The sequence below is a fragment of the Zooshikella sp. RANM57 genome (assembly GCF_050749885.1).
In the GTDB taxonomy this organism is placed as follows: Bacteria; Pseudomonadota; Gammaproteobacteria; order Pseudomonadales; family Zooshikellaceae; genus Zooshikella.
In genome coordinates, this window is sequence record NZ_JBOIUB010000001.1 from 136,879 (window position 1) to 153,471 (window position 16,593).

Below are 16,593 nucleotides of genomic sequence, written 5' to 3' on the forward strand. Positions count from 1 at the left end.
GGGAGTTATTTCATGAGTTTTGATGCTGATGAAGAGATTCTACAAGACTTTCTTGTTGAAGCAGGGGAAATCTTAGAATTATTGTCTGAACAGTTAGTTGATCTTGAAAACCGTCCAGATGATAAAGATTTACTGAATGCAATCTTCAGAGGCTTCCACACAGTAAAAGGCGGAGCAGGTTTTTTACAGCTGAATGCACTTGTTGAGTGCTGTCATGTGGCTGAGAATGTGTTTGATACCTTACGCAATGGACAGCGTGCAGTGACTCCGGAACTCATGGATGTTGTGTTGCAGGCGTTAGATAAAGTCAATGAAATGTTTAGCCAGGTGCGTGACCGTCAAGATCCTGAGCCAGCTGACAGGTCGTTGATTGAAGCTCTGACCACATTTGCGAAACCTGAAGAGGCTGAACCCGAAGCACCTGCTGCAGAACCTCCTGTCGCTGAACCTACGCCTGCACCACCAGAGCAAGCCGCTGAGCCACCACCGAAGACACCACCAGAAACAACTCCATCAGAAGCTAAGCCCACTGAAGACGCTGAAAGTAAAGCACCAGAAGAAGAGATCACGGATGAAGAGTTTGAGCTGCTGCTTGATGCCATAGCAGAACAAGATAAGGAAGAGGAGACGAAAAAAGGTCCAAAAGAGCAGGTGACTCCTCCTCCAGCGGCTGAAGGTGTGAGTGGCAGTGACTCAGATGAAATTACGGATGATGAATTTGAAGCCTTATTAGATCAGCTGCATGGTAAAAAGACTATTAGTGGAGAGTCTGGTGAGGTTGCCCCTGCCCCAGAACAGCCATCAACTGAACCCACAGCAGAAGCCCCAAAAGCAGCTGAACCTGCTGAGAAAAAACAAGCCAAGCCACCCGCCAGTGATGAAATTTCAGATGAAGAGTTTGAATCGCTGCTCGATGATTTGCATGGCAAGGGCCAGTTCTATAGTGCTGCGGAGCAGCCTGCTAAACCCGCTGAAAGTGAGCCAGTACCAGAAGCAGACTTTGATGAGCTGTTAAAGGAACTGAAACACAGTGCACAGGGTGGCGCTGCGCCAAGTAAACCTGCGGCACCAGCAAAACCAGCACCGGTAAAACCTACTCCTGCTGCGCAAGCCGCTGCTAAGCCGGCAGCAGCACCTAAAGCCCCTGTTAAAGATGCTAATCCACCTGCAGAAACCACGGTACGGGTTGATACGGCTCGCTTGGATGACATCATGAATATGGTGGGTGAGCTGGTTCTTGTGCGTAATCGACTCGTTCGATTGGGTGATCGAAGCAGTGATGAAGCATTATCGAAAGCAGTATCTAACTTAGATGTCGTCACTGCCGATTTGCAGTTATCCGTAATGAAAACGCGAATGCAGCCTATTAAAAAAGTGTTTGGGCGTTTTCCTCGGGTAGTCCGTGATTTAGCAAGAAGCCTGAAAAAAGAAATCAATTTACAGATGGAAGGGGAAGAAACTGATCTGGATAAAAATCTGGTGGAAGCACTTGCTGACCCCTTAGTGCATTTGGTTCGTAATGCGGTGGATCATGGGATTGAGAGTCCTCAGGAGCGCGAGCAAAGTGGTAAGAACCGACAGGGTAATGTGTTGCTGGCCGCTCAACAGGAAGGTGATCATATCCTGCTCTCTATTGCGGATGATGGTGCAGGCATGGATCCAGACAGGCTAAGAGCCAAAGCAGTAGAGCGTGGTCTTTATGATCAGGATACCGCTGACCGATTATCTGATACGGAATGTTTTAACCTGATATTTATGCCTGGCTTTTCCACCAAGCAGGAAATCTCCGATGTGTCAGGCCGGGGTGTGGGCATGGATGTAGTTAAAACGAAAATATCCCAGTTAAATGGCACCATAAATATTGAGTCGGAAAAAGGTAAGGGTTCTAGAATTATTATTAAAGTGCCGTTAACGCTGGCGATTATGCCAACGTTGATGGTTGTTCTGGAAAAACAGGCCTTTGCTTTACCCTTGGTCAGTGTTAATGAGATTTTCCATCTGGACTTGTCACGGACCAATGTGGTGGATGGGCAAGAGGTCGTTATTGTTCGTGATAAAGCTTTACCATTATTTCACTTAAAACGCTGGTTAGTGGCAGGACATAATGACGCTAAACCTGTGGATGAGTCTCATGTGGTGATTGTTTCCGTGGGAACTCAGCGGGTGGGGTTTGTGGTTGATCAGCTGATTGGTCAGGAAGAAGTAGTGATAAAACCCCTGGGGGCTTTATTACAAGGAACACCCGGCATGTCTGGAGCAACCATTACTGGGGACGGACGAATTGCGTTAATTCTGGATGTACCTAGCTTATTAAAACAGTATGCACGCAAACAGTCTGTAGCAGGCTAAGGTCTAACCTTCAGCTCTTCATTATCAGCAACGATTCCGGTTGGCGACGATCGCTCACAGTGGGTAGTCCTTACTCAGTACAAAGAGGATGCAGAATACATGTGTGCTAACGTATTTAAAGGTGCTTACTAAGCGGGAGATGCCTGGTGGCAATAAAGGTATTAATTGTAGATGATTCGGGTTTTTTTCGGCGGCGCTTGACGGAGTTATTGAGTGGCGACCCGCTAATTAAAGTGGTGGGCACAGCACAAAATGGTCGAGAAGCGATTGAGAAAAACAAGGAGTTGAGTCCTGATGTCATTACCATGGATTATGAAATGCCTGTCCTTGATGGTATTTCAGCGTTAAAGCAGATTATGGCCAGTAAGCCGACCGCAGTGCTGATGTTTTCTTCGATGACCCATGAGGGTGCCAAAATCACCCTGGATGCGTTAGAAGCTGGCGCGGTTGATTACTTACCCAAGAATTTTGAGGATATTTCCCGTAATTCCACCAGATTGAAAAAGGTGCTGTCTGATCGTGTTAAAGCGGTAGCAAGGAGTCGTTATCGGTCAACTGTACGCAAGGCAGAAGCTGCAAAGCCAGCACCAGCAGCGAGACCAGTAACCTCAGCACCCGAGCGGCCAACGGTTCAGGTTTATAACCGTGGCGTCGCGAAGCATAAGCTATTGATTTTAGGCACATCAACAGGAGGCCCTGTTGCTTTACAAACCATTCTTACTGCGTTACCCAGTAATTTTCCCGTACCGATTTTATTGGTCCAGCACATGCCAGGTACCTTTACCAATGCATTTGCTGAGCGCCTAAACCGGATATGTCAGATTGGTGTCAGTGAGGCTAAGGATAATGACGGATTAAAACCTGGCCATGCACTGCTGGCTCCAGGGGGGAAGCAGTTAATGGTGGATGCCCGGCATGGTGGTATCGTTCGGGTTTTAGAGGGGGATACCAGACTCAACTATAAACCCAGTGTTGATGTCACCTTTGGTTCTGCGGCGAAAGCATTTAACAATAAAGTGTTAGCGGTTGTATTGACAGGTATGGGCGCTGATGGTCGTGATGGCGCTAGAATGCTTAAAACCGCAGGCTCACATGTTTGGGCACAAAACCAAGAGAGTTGTGTGATCTATGGGATGCCAATGGCTGTTGTTAGCGCAGGGTTGGCTGATGAAGTAATTCACCTGAATGATATTCCACGGCGACTTGTTGAGGCAATTTGAGCATGGATGTGCTCAGTTTAGTCGGACTGGTTCTGGGCTTACTGGCCATTGTTGGCGGAAACTTTCTTGAAGGTGGTCATGTTGATGCACTGTTGAACGGCCCTGCAGCTGTCATTGTCGTAGGAGGCACCGTCGCCGCAGCATTTGTTCAATCTTCAAGTCGAAATTTTAAACGTGCACTGAGCATTGTGCAGTGGGTTGTGGTACCTCCTTCGTTGGATATAGAAGGAGGGATTGCGAAGGTGGTTGGCTGGAGCTTGAAAGCACGTAAAGAAGGTTTACTAGGCCTTGAGACTATTGCTGATATCGAGCCAGATACTTTTGCTCGGAAGGGGTTACAGTTGCTGGTGGATGGTAATGAGCCAGAAGCATTACGCAATATTCTTGAAGTCGAGCTTTATGTAGCTGAGGCCCGGGATTTGCAGGCCGCTAAAGTCTTTGAAGCAATGGGCGGGTATGCACCTACTATTGGTATCATAGGTGCTGTCATGGGGCTTATTCATGTGATGGGAAACCTGGCAGACCCTTCAGAGTTAGGGTCTGGGATCGCGACAGCCTTTGTGGCAACCATTTATGGGGTGAGTATGGCTAATTTATTGTTGTTACCCGTTGCCAATAAATTAAAAGCCTGTGTTCATCGTCAATCCCAGTTCCGTGAAATGTTAATTGAAGGTTTATTGGCCATTGCTGAAGGGGAAAATCCACGGTCAATAGAGCTGAAGTTACAGGGTTTTATTACCTGACCTGAGGGTTAGGTATCTTTTGGTTCTGGTGAAATATCCAGCCATATGTGTTGACAACTATCTTCTCTCCCTCCTATCTAATAGTAAGAGTGCATTCTTTTTCAAAGGAAAGGTACTAAACCTGCCAGAATGCCTGTCGGGTTTATATTTGGCTGCTCAAGTAAAAGGTAATGACCATGGCTCGACGTAGAATGATTGAAGAGCATGAAAATCTAGAGCGTTGGATGGTGTCTTATGCAGACTTTATTACCTTGCTCTTTGCATTTTTTGTCGTGATGTATTCCATTTCTTCAGTCAATGAAGGCAAATATAAGCTGTTATCAGAAACCTTAGATGGTGTGTTTAATGAACCTGCGCGAAGTTTAAAGCCTGTTCAAGTAGGAGAGTTGACACCGCGCCAGCCGAAAGAACCTGAGGAGGTTGTACAGGAGCCTAATCAGCATGATATGGCAATTGATGATATTAATAGCCCACAGGAGCCAGAAAAAGATCCTTTGGTTGAAATTGAAAGCCAGGTGCAGGACCGTTTTAAAGATTTAATCAGTAATGATTTATTGTCAGTAGCAGGCAATGAGCTTTGGGTTGAAATTGAGATGAAGTCTAGCCTGTTATTCCCCAGTGGTGACTCTATACCGAATAATCAAGCCTTTAATGTATTAGAAAAAGTGGCTGATATATTACGTCATTATAAGAACCCAATACATGTTGAAGGTTTTACCGATAACATGCCCATTAATACCAATCAGTTTCCAACCAATTGGGAATTATCTGCCGCACGTTCAGCGGCCATTGTTAGATTGCTCGCCAGTTATGGCGTTGATCCCCGGCAATTGGCTGCCGTTGGTTATGGCCAATTCCAACCGATTACATCAAATAGTACACCTGAAGGCAGGACAAAGAATCGTCGGGTCGTGTTGGTTATTTCCAAGAATCTTGATATTAGGCGCAGTATTCATGCGGCAGGTGCTACCCCTTGATGTTTAACAAAGCAGGTTGCTCAAGGTAATGAATATTAAATTTTCGCGGTACGCTCATTGAGCAGATGCTAACAATTAACATAAATAATTCTTGGCTCAATTGTTGCTGTTTTTAGCGATAAAAAAACTGTCGTTGAATGATGGGGAAAGTGAATGCTGGGGGATTTGTGAGAATCTGGACTATTTCAAATCAAAAAGGGGGCGTAGGAAAAACGACGACCGTTGTCGCCTTAGGTGGATTATTAGCTCAGCAAAATTACCGGGTTTTACTACTAGACCTGGACCCACATGCATCTCTTACGTGTTATTTTAAGTATGATCCTGATCATTTAGAACATAGTTTATTCGATTTATTTAGCCATCAGGGCAAAGTACCTGACTACTTACCTGGCCAGTTAGTTGTTGAGACGGGATTTCGTAATTTGATGTTGTTACCTGCAACGACATCACTTGCCGTATTAGACCGCCAAATTACGAATCAAGGTGGTTATGGGTTGGTAATTTCTCGGGCATTAATTCATCTATGGGATCAGTTTGATTATGCATTGCTGGATACACCACCTCAGCTTGGCGTATTGATGGTTAATGCATTAGCCGCAAGTCAGCGTCTGCTCCTGCCAGTACAAACTGAGTTTTTAGCATTAAAAGGTTTAGAGAGGATGCTTCATACCATGAGTATGGTGTGTCAGTCGCAGAAAAAAGCGTTACCTTTTTTAGTGATTCCTACGCTATTTGATCGTCGAACACAGGCTTCAGTGCAAAGTTTATTAGCATTGCGTAAACAACATATGGATCATATTTGGCAGTCATATATTCCTGTGGATACACGTTTGCGGGATGCAAGCCAGGCCGGTGTTCCTCCTTCAATATTTGATAAAAACTCTCGCAGTGTAAAAGCGTATAGTCATTTGTTGAAAGATCTACTGGCCATGCAACAGCAGTCCACTCCGCTTAGGACCCAAGCAAAATGACCCAGGAAAGAAATACTCAAAACCTTTCTAAATCGACGGTTGTCGTCAAGGATTACTTGGATCACCTGCTACAAGAAGTGAGTTGGGGAGAAGGCCTGGTTGATGTTGAGACAGACAGAGCAGAGGTTGTATCTGAAGTCGATTTAACACCAGCTACCGATACGGTTGATGTTGTGTCTCAGGACGAGGTACACGCTGAGGATGAGTTAGCGACAGTTAAACCTGAGTTAGCTCCTGAAACAGTGGTGGAAGAGGATGAAGATCAGGCTCAAGCATTTGATTGTTTGTTATTCAGTGTGAGTGGATTGCGCTTGGCGGTACCGCTTACAGAACTGGGTACAGTGCTTTCAGTGAGTGACTATCCACTCACACGTCTGGTAGGTAAGCCCTCTTGGTTTTTAGGTGTTTTTCATTATCAGCAACAAACGTATAAAGTGATTGATACTGCCCAGTGTATTATGCCTGAGCGCTATGAACACAATACCAGCCAGGCAATTCATTATTTATTGGTGATTGAAAATTCAACATGGGTGCTCGCTGTTGATAATGTACATGAGTCTATTACGCTCTCACCACATGAAATTCGTTGGCGCAAGCACAAAGGTAAGCGTCCCTGGTTAGCGGGTACGGTGATAGCCAAAATGTGTGCATTATTAAATATTAAAGCGCTTGCATTGCAACTCAACAGTCAAATTTATTCCAGCCCATGAAGCAGAACATTGATCGTTAATTTTTTATGGAATTGGAGATGTGTTCTGTAAAGGTAGTAATAGTAAGCCCCTTCAAAAATCAACTGGGTATAGTTTGAACTAACCACTTTGATGACCATGTATTATAGTTAACTTACTTAATATGTTTAATGGCGACGCAGGATGAAAAACCTTGGTCCGGCGTAGATAAAGTGACTTTTATGGAATAAAAAAGTGACTTTTATTGAGCCCAAAAGAGACTTTTGTGGAGCAAAAAAGTGAGCAGTGCCATGACGACACATTCAACCCATGCCAATCAAAGTGCTGAAGATCCAATTCTTCAGTGGGTCACGTTTCGTTTAGCAAACGAAACCTACGGTATTAATGTAATGCAGGTTCAAGAAGTGCTTAGGTACACTGAAATTGCACCTGTACCAGGTGCTCCACCATTTGTGTTAGGTATCATTAATTTACGAGGTAATGTCGTAACGGTGATTGATACCCGTTTACGTTTTGGGCTTGCGCCTGGTGAAGTGACGGATAATACGCGAATTGTCATTATTGAAGCCGAAAAGCAAGTTGTAGGCATTATGGTTGATAGTGTTGCTGAAGTGGTTTATTTACGCCAATCTGAAATAGAAACAGCACCCAATGTTGGAAATGAAGAAAGTGCTAAATTCATTCAAGGGGTGTGTAATAAAAATGGAGAACTATTAATTTTGGTTGAGTTAGATAAGCTACTCAGTGATGATGAGTGGGCTGAGATTTCAGATTTTTAATGACTTAGCCATCGCCAAGGGTATTTATGATGGACTGGTTATGGCCGCTCATAGGGATTGCCTTTATTATTGTTGTATTACAGCTGTGTATGATGTTGGCGGCTTATCGCTGGCGATTACAGCAGAAAAGTGCTGAACAACAACTACAACGTTTACAAGAAGACTTAAAAGCTGTAGCTGCGGGTGCTATTGGAGTAGGTAAGCATTTACAGAATGTTGAAGCAAAGCTTTATCATTTGGTTGATAAGCAGGAAATTCTTGAACAACGAGACTTAGGCAGCTTGCCTTATAACCAAGCTAGCAAATTACTTGAAATGGGGGCTTCAACCCAGGAAGTGGCATCAAGTTGTGGATTAACTCAGGCTGAAGTAGAGTTATTGGCTCGGTTTCACCCAGTAAATTAAAATATGTCCTTTGTATGATTTTCTTATAAATTTACATTTCAATCACAAAGCGGTTGCTACTTTTTTAAATTACATCTCATCAGTGCCTTTACCATCGGGTGTCCAACCGGGTGGATATTTATTTTGCAGGCGATAGGCTAAAGCAATTATTTCCGCAATTGTAATATACAGTAGTTTTGGTATTTCCTCTCCTAGATCAAGTGTCGCTAATAGTTTTGTTAATTCTGCATTTTCATAAAGCGGTATGCCGGCTTCACGGGCAATAGCAATAATTTGTTCGGCAATATCATCCTGTCCCTTTGCGGTGAGTTTAGGTGCAGTTTCTCCATCATAAAAAAGGGCAATAGCTTGTTTGGTGGGGGGCGGTGTTTGTTTCATCTTATGTTGTAATATCTACGAGTTGATGTTGAATAGAAATTTTTTGTTGTCGGGGAATCCCTTGGGCTACATTCAAGGCTTGGACTTCTATGCCTTGATTTTTTAGGCGTTGTTTCAAGTCATCCAGTTGGGTTGCCAGTTTATTTAATACTTGGCTATGTTCTGCCCAAAATGTAGCTGATAGTTTTCGCTCAAGTAGCGTTAACTGGACATACAACGTGCCAATAGGGTGAATATCTAACGCTAAAAATAAATCCCACTTGTGCTCTTTTGCTGCACTTTTTCCTTGTTGCTCACGTTGTTCTATCTGAATGTGGGCATGATCAAGCCGTTGGTTATGTTGAATTGGTAATTCAAAATTCCAGCTGTTAATGAGCGTTGGATCTTGACCTATGGCATGTTGCTGATGAAGTGATATCAGCTGACTGGAGTGGATACGTAAGACTGCGCCTTGTAACAGTTTAAATAACTGCTCGATGTTGAGCGTATTGAATTCTTTCCGTGAAGGGAACCAGGGTAACAAATAAGCAAGCGCAGGTTGATAGGGACCTGATGGCATAAGTATTGATGAGGGAGATAAATTGTTTGCAAGGTGTGGGTAGTGATTAACCAGTTGCTGTGCTGTGCGTAATAAGAGTGCTTTTAGATCATGGCTTAGTGGCGTAGATAAAAGGGGTAAATAAGAAGAATACTGCGTTTGTGGTATATTTAATAATTTTTGCTCCATAAATATACCACTTTGTTGAAGCCAGTTGGCAAGTTGCTCAGGTTGTTGTAATTGGGAAGCGTTAGGCAAACGGTGTAACAGTTGATTGATCGCTTGTTGCACTGTTGGTGGAAGTTGCACAAAGGAGGGTGATACTTTACCTTGTTGTAAGTAGTAATAAGCTTGTGTTAAAGGCATTGATGCGCTAAGCGTGGTCTGTAATTTATTATTTAATAAAGCGTGATGCCAAGGACCTAGTGTGGCTAATTGGGTATGTATACTGCCTTCACGATATTGCAATAGCAGTTGACTATAAAGTTTTAAGGGCTGTTCAGTATTAATCCAAAGTTGTTGCTGATTGGCGAGTTGAATTAATGAAAAATAACGCCCCCCTTGACCTAATGGAAGAGAATGATTCACCACCCAGCTTTCTTTTACTGTTGTCGCAATCACCTTAGCCGTCAGGGAAGCATTTTGATTAGATTGTAATGATTGTACAAGCTGTTGGAAAAGTTCATCCTGAACAACTTTTACAGGCAGTTGACCTGGTGATTTTAATATCAATCCGAGGGTATGACCTGGTAAATAATTAAAAGCAGACGTTATTTTAAAGGGCTTGCCTGCAACTTCGAGTGTTAATAAATAATTTGCCGGTTCACTGACAGGAATGGCCTCACGAGGTATCGAAGGCGTCGAACCCGTTTGTGCTAATGCAGAAGATTGAAATAGAGGGGTAGAAGAGAGCACTCGTGCAGTCAGCGTGCTAAGTGTTGGTGTTGAATGTTGTGCTCCTAACAAAATACGTAGTTGAGCAATTTGTTCTTCATTTAACTGCAATTTAGCTGTAGCACTGATGTTCGATATTGGTCGAGATGTTGGAGGATCAATTGGTGAACCAGCATCAATCATCAACAGGTATCCTTTGTGTGCTTTTTAACCAGTATAGTTGTTAAAATTATTAGCTGCTTAAAATACGCTTATAAAGTTGGTTATTTTGGCAGAAAAGATAACGCTAATGGGTACCTCTAAAATCCTTCGCTGTGGGTATATTTATCTTAGCCTTGATTTTTCTTTTAAAAGGTATGTATGGCTGACGATTAAACTATAAAAAAATAGGGGAAATAAGTGCTAAAAAACAAATAAGGAGTTGCGCGCTGATTTGTAATAAATTATGATCACAAAAAGCTACAGAATAATAAATTTTAGTATGATTAGTGTAATAAATATAACAATTTACTGATAAATAAGCCACGAATTTTATAAATGAATTTTTTTCATTCTCTATGAAGTTAACAGGGTATACCCACAACGAAGGGTATCGTTAAAAAGTAGAGCGACGTTTTGAGCGTATTTTACCCATATAACGGGTCTTAGGGGGACACCAAGAAAGGTCTAATGATCTTATTGAAGAGTAAAAAGGCATTTTTGATGTACACCAATGATCGTATGCTGCTTAAGTAATAGGTTAATTATCTACTGGTAGCGAGTGCCGGAATTACTTTTTAGTTAAGGCTTGAACGTTAGTATCGTTTTGCATGGTATGTGGTTTGGTATTTGATTATTTATACTGCACAAGCCGTGTGTGAGTAGTGGGAAATTCAAGGGATTGGACCGCATTGGTTTTTTAGCTATATGCATTAGAAAAATAAATATTATGTTCAATGGAGGAAACATGAACAAAATTACTCGTGCTATTATTGCTGGACTTGGGGGCGTCATACTAAGTTCAACATTGTCTGCTGCACCTTTACTGTCATCAACCAGTTTACCACTCACTGGTGATGACCTAATTCAAGCGGCCAACTATTTTACCAGTGAAGCAGAACTTCAGCAGTTTGCGAAGTTTGTGAAAGGGTTGGACGTTTTTCCTGATCACAAAAACCCAACGACCATCGCACAGATGGATAATAAGCAAATTAAAAAGCAGTATTATGTTCCACCTTATTTTCAAGCACCTAGAGATCAGCAAGTTGCAGGTGCAGTCGAAATAGCTGATTATGCTTTAAAACTGATGGCAGGGGTACAGACGACGGCAAGATCATTTAACTTTAAGTTAGTTGAATATACTGCTCGCCAACAAGAAATTCAGCGCTATCAAAAATCGCTTAAAGCTTTTGAGAATATGTATCAGCAAGCGCTAGAGGACAGCGAATTTTCTAAAGCTGAAATAATTAAGCAAGCTATTGTTGAATTGAAGCAGCAAATTAGCAGCTTGGAAGATGAACAGCAACAAAGTCAGCAGCAAGGACAGCAAGGTCTGGACGAAATGTACGACACATTACGTCAAGAAGTGGCTAACCAGGTGAGAATGGATCTAGCGATGCTTGGTGTACAGGCTACGTCTGAAGAATTGAAACTCTTTAATAGTAACGAGTCACAAAAAATTCTGCAGGCAATGACATCTATGATGGCCAGAGCTAATGGTGAGGGACAGTTTGGTGTACAGCAAGGTGTCTTTAGTCAAGGCTATAGCCAAAAAGAAATGGAATATATCCGGGTATACCGCTTAATTCGAAATGATGTAAAAGTATCAGCATTATCAACAACTGCAGTGTATGCAAAAGCCGCTTCATTAACTTCACGTGTGGATAATAATGGAGACGATCCTTTAACAAACAGCAGTGGTGTGGCTAATGCGCCCCGTTTTTATCTGGCGGTGAATGGTGGCTCTAATGGCCGCTGTGGTAATACACGTAGTTGTAATGTCGTCATTGATTTAACCAGTCTAGGTGCTTATTCTGCGCTTGCTAAGACGGGAGCGAAAATTTTCCCTGTTGTGTTTGAAGCTGATGTTAAATTTAAACAACCCGATTTTGATGGTACGTTAACGTGTGACTTTAAAACAGGTTGGGAAGCAAAAGGACGTGCTGATGTTAAAGATGGCGCTGTTATTTATGACGGTGATGTTTATAACCGCATAAAATACTCTTCTCTTGAAGAGGGGGCATGTGATTATGTTATTCGCCAGGGAGATAAAGACTCTGCAGCGTTTCATACCATCAACTATTTGTATAAAAACTACATGCAGTTGAAAAATGAACGTGCGATTAAATCAAAAGAGGAAAAAGAACGCTATCAGCAGTATGTTACCCGTGAAGTGCAGCGTCATGCCAATATGTCTCAACAGGAGAATGGTTGGGAGTGGTATTCATTAACTACCTGGACCAGAGCATTTGGCCGTGGTTGGGGAACTGCAGTTAGCTTTGTAGTCGGTGCGGCAAGAAACTTCTACTGGCATACACGTATTGAAGACACGTCTTCCTACGATCAAGTGAAGTTTTCGACCACTATTAAAGAGCTGAACACAGTACAAAATGTTCGCTTTACATTTGATGCGAACCCAACATTGTGCTGGAAATCTGAAGGCTTTGGTAATAAGTTCCTGTCTGCCTGTCCAACAGCAGAATATGATGATAAGGCTGATACCGATTTAGGCAGAACTCAACAAACTTGTGAGGATCAGAGTTTTACAACTGATTGTACTGATCAGATTGAGCAAAATGAGCAGGATCAAACGACCGATGATAATGGTGTGATTCAAGATCCTTGGGCAGTATAAGTTGAAATGAAAGGGGAAGCCTAATAAGGCTCCCCTTTTTTTTATATGTACGCTTAAGTATACCCTTTGCTAAGGGGTGTTAAATATCTTAATTTTAGACCTTAATACTTGTAAGGGCAGTGCTTGTTAAGACAGCACTTTTTATGCTGAGGGAATAGTAGAACATGAAAACGTATCGTATTGTCGGACTCATTGTAAGTTACTTATTGGTATTAGTGTATAGTGCTTGGAGTTATGGACAGGCCGAAATTGATGCACATTATGAGTTTTGGAATCGTCCGGTAGAAATTCCTAGAAATCCAGATATGCTGTATTTCCCTCCAACTGTAGCGGTAACACTGGTTGATAAAAATAAACAACCTGTTCAGATTAGTCATTCGCTTTATCAGCTTTTAGCATCTAACCTAGAAGATCATTTTCCGGGTGTTGTGGTCAATCAGTTTGTCAGTAACTATTGGGATATTAAAGTTCAACCTCAGATAGGGGAAAGTAATTCATTGTTTTTGCCTTACTTCATGCATATGACTACTGCTTGTATGAAAAGTTTGATGGTTATTGATGATGTTTTTGAGTTAGAAAAAGCCATTATTGATAGTGACGAATATGTAGCTAATGCAAGTGATGTTGATCAAGTAATAAAAGCATTACTTGGAAAATATCAACCCATTGCGAATAAAATGCTTCAGGCTTATAAAAAGGATCGCTGTGAGCAAAGTAATAATAATTACAAAATGGCGCCTGTAGTGCAAGAACGTCTGTTACTTGTGTTGAATAAAGTCCTAAAAGGTAAAAATGATTTCAGAGTATCATCCGCAGACTTATTTGTTTTTGCTAAAACATTTGAATCACTTTATTTTGGTGGTCAGGGATTCTGGGTGAGAAAGTCTTTAGGGTTTCTTAAAGAAACACTTACATCAACATTAGGTAAATTTACGAGTATTGCTAATATTTCAGCGTTTGAAAAAGACCATGTTAGCTTTTGGCAATTTTTGCGTGAAACTTCTTTGGTTGACCAAGAAATTAAAAATATTACTGATTATTGTGTAATGACTAAAGAAGATTTGTTTCAGCCATTTAATTTTATTGATTGTAAAACACGATCTCCATTAGCGTTAATCAAACTTACCCTTGATGACCAGTCGTCCTTAGTTGTTGGAGTACAACCATGAATGTGAAAAACTATGGTTTGTTAAGTATTATCATTATTGCTGCTGTGTCTCTCGTTTGGATCTCATTTGATCAAGAAGATGAGGTTTATTCTCAATCATCAAGTTTACAAAATGTAGAATCTCAGACCTCATCAACTTCGGGTAAGACAGGGGAAGCTGTAGCTACACCATCAGCGAATAATAACCCAGTGCTGAGTTTGGCTGAAACAACAAAAAAATTTCCACAAGAGCCTCCTCCTGAAGAGTTGAATGAAGAGGTTGAAGAGAATATTGCTCAGCAACCACAAGATACAATTCCTGAAGCCGTTAGGCTGGCTCGGGAAGAAAAAGTCAGGGCTGCACTGGAAGTGGTTCGCCAAAGAACAGCTCAGATAAGCCGTGAAGATATAGTGGTTGAGCAGCAAAAAATTAAAACAGTTCGCGAAGAGCTTGTGAATATTAAAGTTAAGCCACCGCAGCTAGAAGAATTTACGGATGAAGCAGGTATTAAATGGAATAAATTAACGTATGAAAATGGTGAAGTGAAATATGAATTAATATCGTTTCCTGAATAATTTATCTATGTGTTAAAGCGCGCATATTATGTCGTGGGTAAATGGGGCAAGATAAAATAAAATTGATGGAATATACCTTCAGCGAAGGGTATCGATTTAAAGAGAAAAGGAAGTATGAAGAAATTAATTATCCACAGTATCATATTACTCATCTATTCATATAGTGTGTATAGTGTTTCCGCGCCTATGTCACTCCCAGCACGGTTACCTTTGTCAGGAGAAGATCTCGATATTGCCAGTGACCAATACAGTGGAGCACTATTACAACAATTTCAGGAATTTATCTTAGGCTTAACCGTTTTTCCTGATCATGCAAATCTAACCAGTACGGATGTATTAAATAATCTTTCTATCGATAAAACTTATTATTTATTACCTTATTATCAACCCACAGATAAATACCCGGTTGCTGGTGTTCAAGAAGTTGCCAGTAATGCCTTAAAAGTGATTGCTTCTCTTCAGGATTTAGTCACGTCGGCGGATGTTGCCTTAGTGTATTATGAGCAAATAACAAAAGAACGTTTATCTTTACAGTCCTTACGTCAACATGTAACAACTCAAATAACACATGCTCAACAGCAAGGTAACCACACTGCGGTAGCTTATTTAAAGCAGGTTGATCAGGACTTAGCCGAACAAGATCTTGTGTTGGAAAATAAACTTACCGAATTAAAAGCGAAGGGTGAGCAAGGCTTAAGCGAATTGACTGGTACTTTACGGAAAGAACTTGTTAAAGAAATAGTTAAGTCGATGGCAACCTTAGATTATCAGGTGTCAGCAGATGAGCAGGCTATGTTGTTTAGTAACAATATTAAACAGCAGGTGGAAGGCATACTGACTGTTACCGCTAAAGCAGTACACAGTATGAATTTTGGTGTCAGGCAAGGTCTTTTGTTGAGTGGATATACTGAACAGGAAATGGCTTTCCTGGATTATTATTATCAATTACGACCTGATATTCGCTTAGTTGATATTCAACCACAACAGTTGCATGTTTCTATGGCAGGTGTGTCAGTTAACCAGCCAAGTGTTGATAATCCAATAGTGGATAATAATGCGATTGTATCAGCCCCTAGACTATATAAAGGCGTTAATATTGAACAAAATGGGGTATGTGGAAAGTATAAGCAGTGTAACGTCATGATAGATTTTACTTATGTTGGTGCAATGATGGCAAATACTGCAAAGTGGGGGGTTATGGCGCTTCCCGTGGTGTTGACAGCTGATGTGAAAGTAAAACCCCCTATATTAAAAGGAACAATGCATTGTCAACTGGATAAACAGTGGTTTAATCATGGACGTACAGCATCGCGGGATCAACATGCAATATATTATGATGATGCTTATAGTGGTTTGTTTAATTCGACTCAGAAACCTTGTCGTTGGAATGTGAGACAAGGTGAGCAGGATGCAACCCGTTTTTATACCACACAAGCTTTTATGAAGTACTATCAACAACAAGGGATTCAACGGGTTTTAAAATCAAATTCAGAGCAACAGCGTTATGGAGATTATATCCAACAAGAGCTGGATTATTGGCAAGCACGAGAGCCATCAGTCGTAGATTGGCGCTGGAAAAACTTTTTGAGCTGGAAAGATTTTTATACAGAAGAATGGGGTACTAACGTAAGAAATACTATTCAAAAACAACGGAGTAGCTTTTGGCTGCTTGCTATTGATATTAATGATGCCATCAAGTTTGAGGAAGTAGTAGAGACAGGTGAGTCTGAAGTTCATCAGTTTATTTTGGATGCTATGCCAAATTTCTGTTGGAAATCATCCATGCGGCAAACACAGTTTTTATCAGCATGTCCAAAAAAGGGAGATTATCGAGCGAAGGCTGATCATGATGTAGGTAAAAGCGTAAAACTATGTGAAGGTAACCCTTTTTCTTTATCATGCCTGGATATCATAGAACGCACAAATAGACAGCTTGAAACAGATGACCTGGGTGTTATTCGTGAGCCAGTAACAAGCTTTATGTTTTGGGAACCCTAATAAAATATACGATATTGGTAAATGTGTAATTTAATCAATGATTTTACTGTTGCTATAGTTGCATTATATACTACGTTAGACTTATTTTATCAATAAC

At 41.4% G+C, this 16,593-nt stretch carries 14 protein-coding genes; 12 read left to right on the plus strand and 2 right to left on the minus strand.

Annotation, left to right across the window (positions count from 1 at the left end; genetic code table 11):
- The first annotated feature begins 12 nt into the window (after nt 1-12).
- The 8 genes from ACQ96U_RS00650 (at nt 13) to ACQ96U_RS00685 (ending at nt 8,132) form a co-directional block, all read left to right on the plus strand.
- Nucleotides 13-2,349, plus strand: a complete 2,337-nt coding sequence (locus ACQ96U_RS00650; RefSeq protein WP_431719293.1) for a chemotaxis protein CheA — start codon at nt 13-15, stop codon at nt 2,347-2,349.
- 146 nt (nt 2,350-2,495) lie between these two features.
- Nucleotides 2,496-3,569 carry a protein-glutamate methylesterase/protein-glutamine glutaminase gene (locus ACQ96U_RS00655; RefSeq protein ID WP_431719294.1) on the plus strand — a complete coding sequence of 358 codons (1,074 nt, stop codon included), beginning with the start codon at nt 2,496-2,498 and terminating at the stop codon, nt 3,567-3,569.
- Between the two features lie 2 nt (nt 3,570-3,571).
- Complete coding sequence (locus tag ACQ96U_RS00660; RefSeq protein WP_431719295.1) at nt 3,572-4,312, plus strand: flagellar motor protein; 741 nt, start codon at nt 3,572-3,574, stop codon at nt 4,310-4,312.
- Nucleotides 4,313-4,488: 176 nt separating this feature from the next.
- Nucleotides 4,489-5,289: a flagellar motor protein MotD gene (gene motD, locus ACQ96U_RS00665; RefSeq protein ID WP_431719296.1), complete on the plus strand. Its 801-nt coding sequence runs from the start codon at nt 4,489-4,491 to the stop codon at nt 5,287-5,289.
- A 167-nt stretch (nt 5,290-5,456) separates the two neighbouring features.
- Complete coding sequence (locus ACQ96U_RS00670; RefSeq protein ID WP_431720121.1) at nt 5,457-6,260, plus strand: ParA family protein; 804 nt, start codon at nt 5,457-5,459, stop codon at nt 6,258-6,260.
- Nucleotides 6,257-6,970, plus strand: a complete 714-nt coding sequence (locus tag ACQ96U_RS00675; RefSeq protein WP_431719297.1) for a chemotaxis protein CheW — start codon at nt 6,257-6,259, stop codon at nt 6,968-6,970. The genes ACQ96U_RS00670 and ACQ96U_RS00675 overlap by 4 nt, the downstream gene beginning before the upstream one ends.
- A gap of 269 nt (nt 6,971-7,239) precedes the next feature.
- Nucleotides 7,240-7,728 carry a chemotaxis protein CheW gene (locus ACQ96U_RS00680; protein ID WP_027708164.1) on the plus strand — a complete coding sequence of 163 codons (489 nt, stop codon included), beginning with the start codon at nt 7,240-7,242 and terminating at the stop codon, nt 7,726-7,728.
- Between the two features lie 26 nt (nt 7,729-7,754).
- A complete protein-coding gene (locus ACQ96U_RS00685; RefSeq protein WP_431719298.1) occupies nt 7,755-8,132 on the plus strand; it encodes a DUF2802 domain-containing protein in 378 nt (125 codons plus the stop codon).
- 69 nt (nt 8,133-8,201) lie between these two features.
- On the opposite strand, the gene ACQ96U_RS00690 is transcribed toward ACQ96U_RS00685, so the two are convergent.
- Complete coding sequence (locus ACQ96U_RS00690) at nt 8,202-8,510, minus strand: EscU/YscU/HrcU family type III secretion system export apparatus switch protein (protein ID WP_431719299.1); 309 nt, start codon at nt 8,508-8,510, stop codon at nt 8,202-8,204.
- Nucleotide 8,511: 1 nt separating this feature from the next.
- Nucleotides 8,512-10,125, minus strand: a complete 1,614-nt coding sequence (locus tag ACQ96U_RS00695) for a flagellar hook-length control protein FliK (RefSeq protein WP_431719300.1) — start codon at nt 10,123-10,125, stop codon at nt 8,512-8,514.
- A gap of 763 nt (nt 10,126-10,888) precedes the next feature.
- Between ACQ96U_RS00695 and ACQ96U_RS00700 the strand changes: the two genes are divergently transcribed.
- From ACQ96U_RS00700 to ACQ96U_RS00715, 4 genes are all read left to right on the plus strand, one after another.
- Nucleotides 10,889-12,775: a hypothetical protein gene (locus ACQ96U_RS00700; RefSeq protein ID WP_431719301.1), complete on the plus strand. Its 1,887-nt coding sequence runs from the start codon at nt 10,889-10,891 to the stop codon at nt 12,773-12,775.
- A 164-nt stretch (nt 12,776-12,939) separates the two neighbouring features.
- Nucleotides 12,940-13,944 carry a hypothetical protein gene (locus ACQ96U_RS00705; RefSeq protein WP_431719302.1) on the plus strand — a complete coding sequence of 335 codons (1,005 nt, stop codon included), beginning with the start codon at nt 12,940-12,942 and terminating at the stop codon, nt 13,942-13,944.
- Nucleotides 13,941-14,498, plus strand: a complete 558-nt coding sequence (locus ACQ96U_RS00710; RefSeq protein WP_431719303.1) for a hypothetical protein — start codon at nt 13,941-13,943, stop codon at nt 14,496-14,498. The genes ACQ96U_RS00705 and ACQ96U_RS00710 overlap by 4 nt, the downstream gene beginning before the upstream one ends.
- A gap of 114 nt (nt 14,499-14,612) precedes the next feature.
- Entirely contained in the window at nt 14,613-16,496 is a 1,884-nt protein-coding gene (locus ACQ96U_RS00715; protein WP_431719304.1) for a hypothetical protein, read from the plus strand.
- Nucleotides 16,497-16,593: the final 97 nt, after the last annotated feature.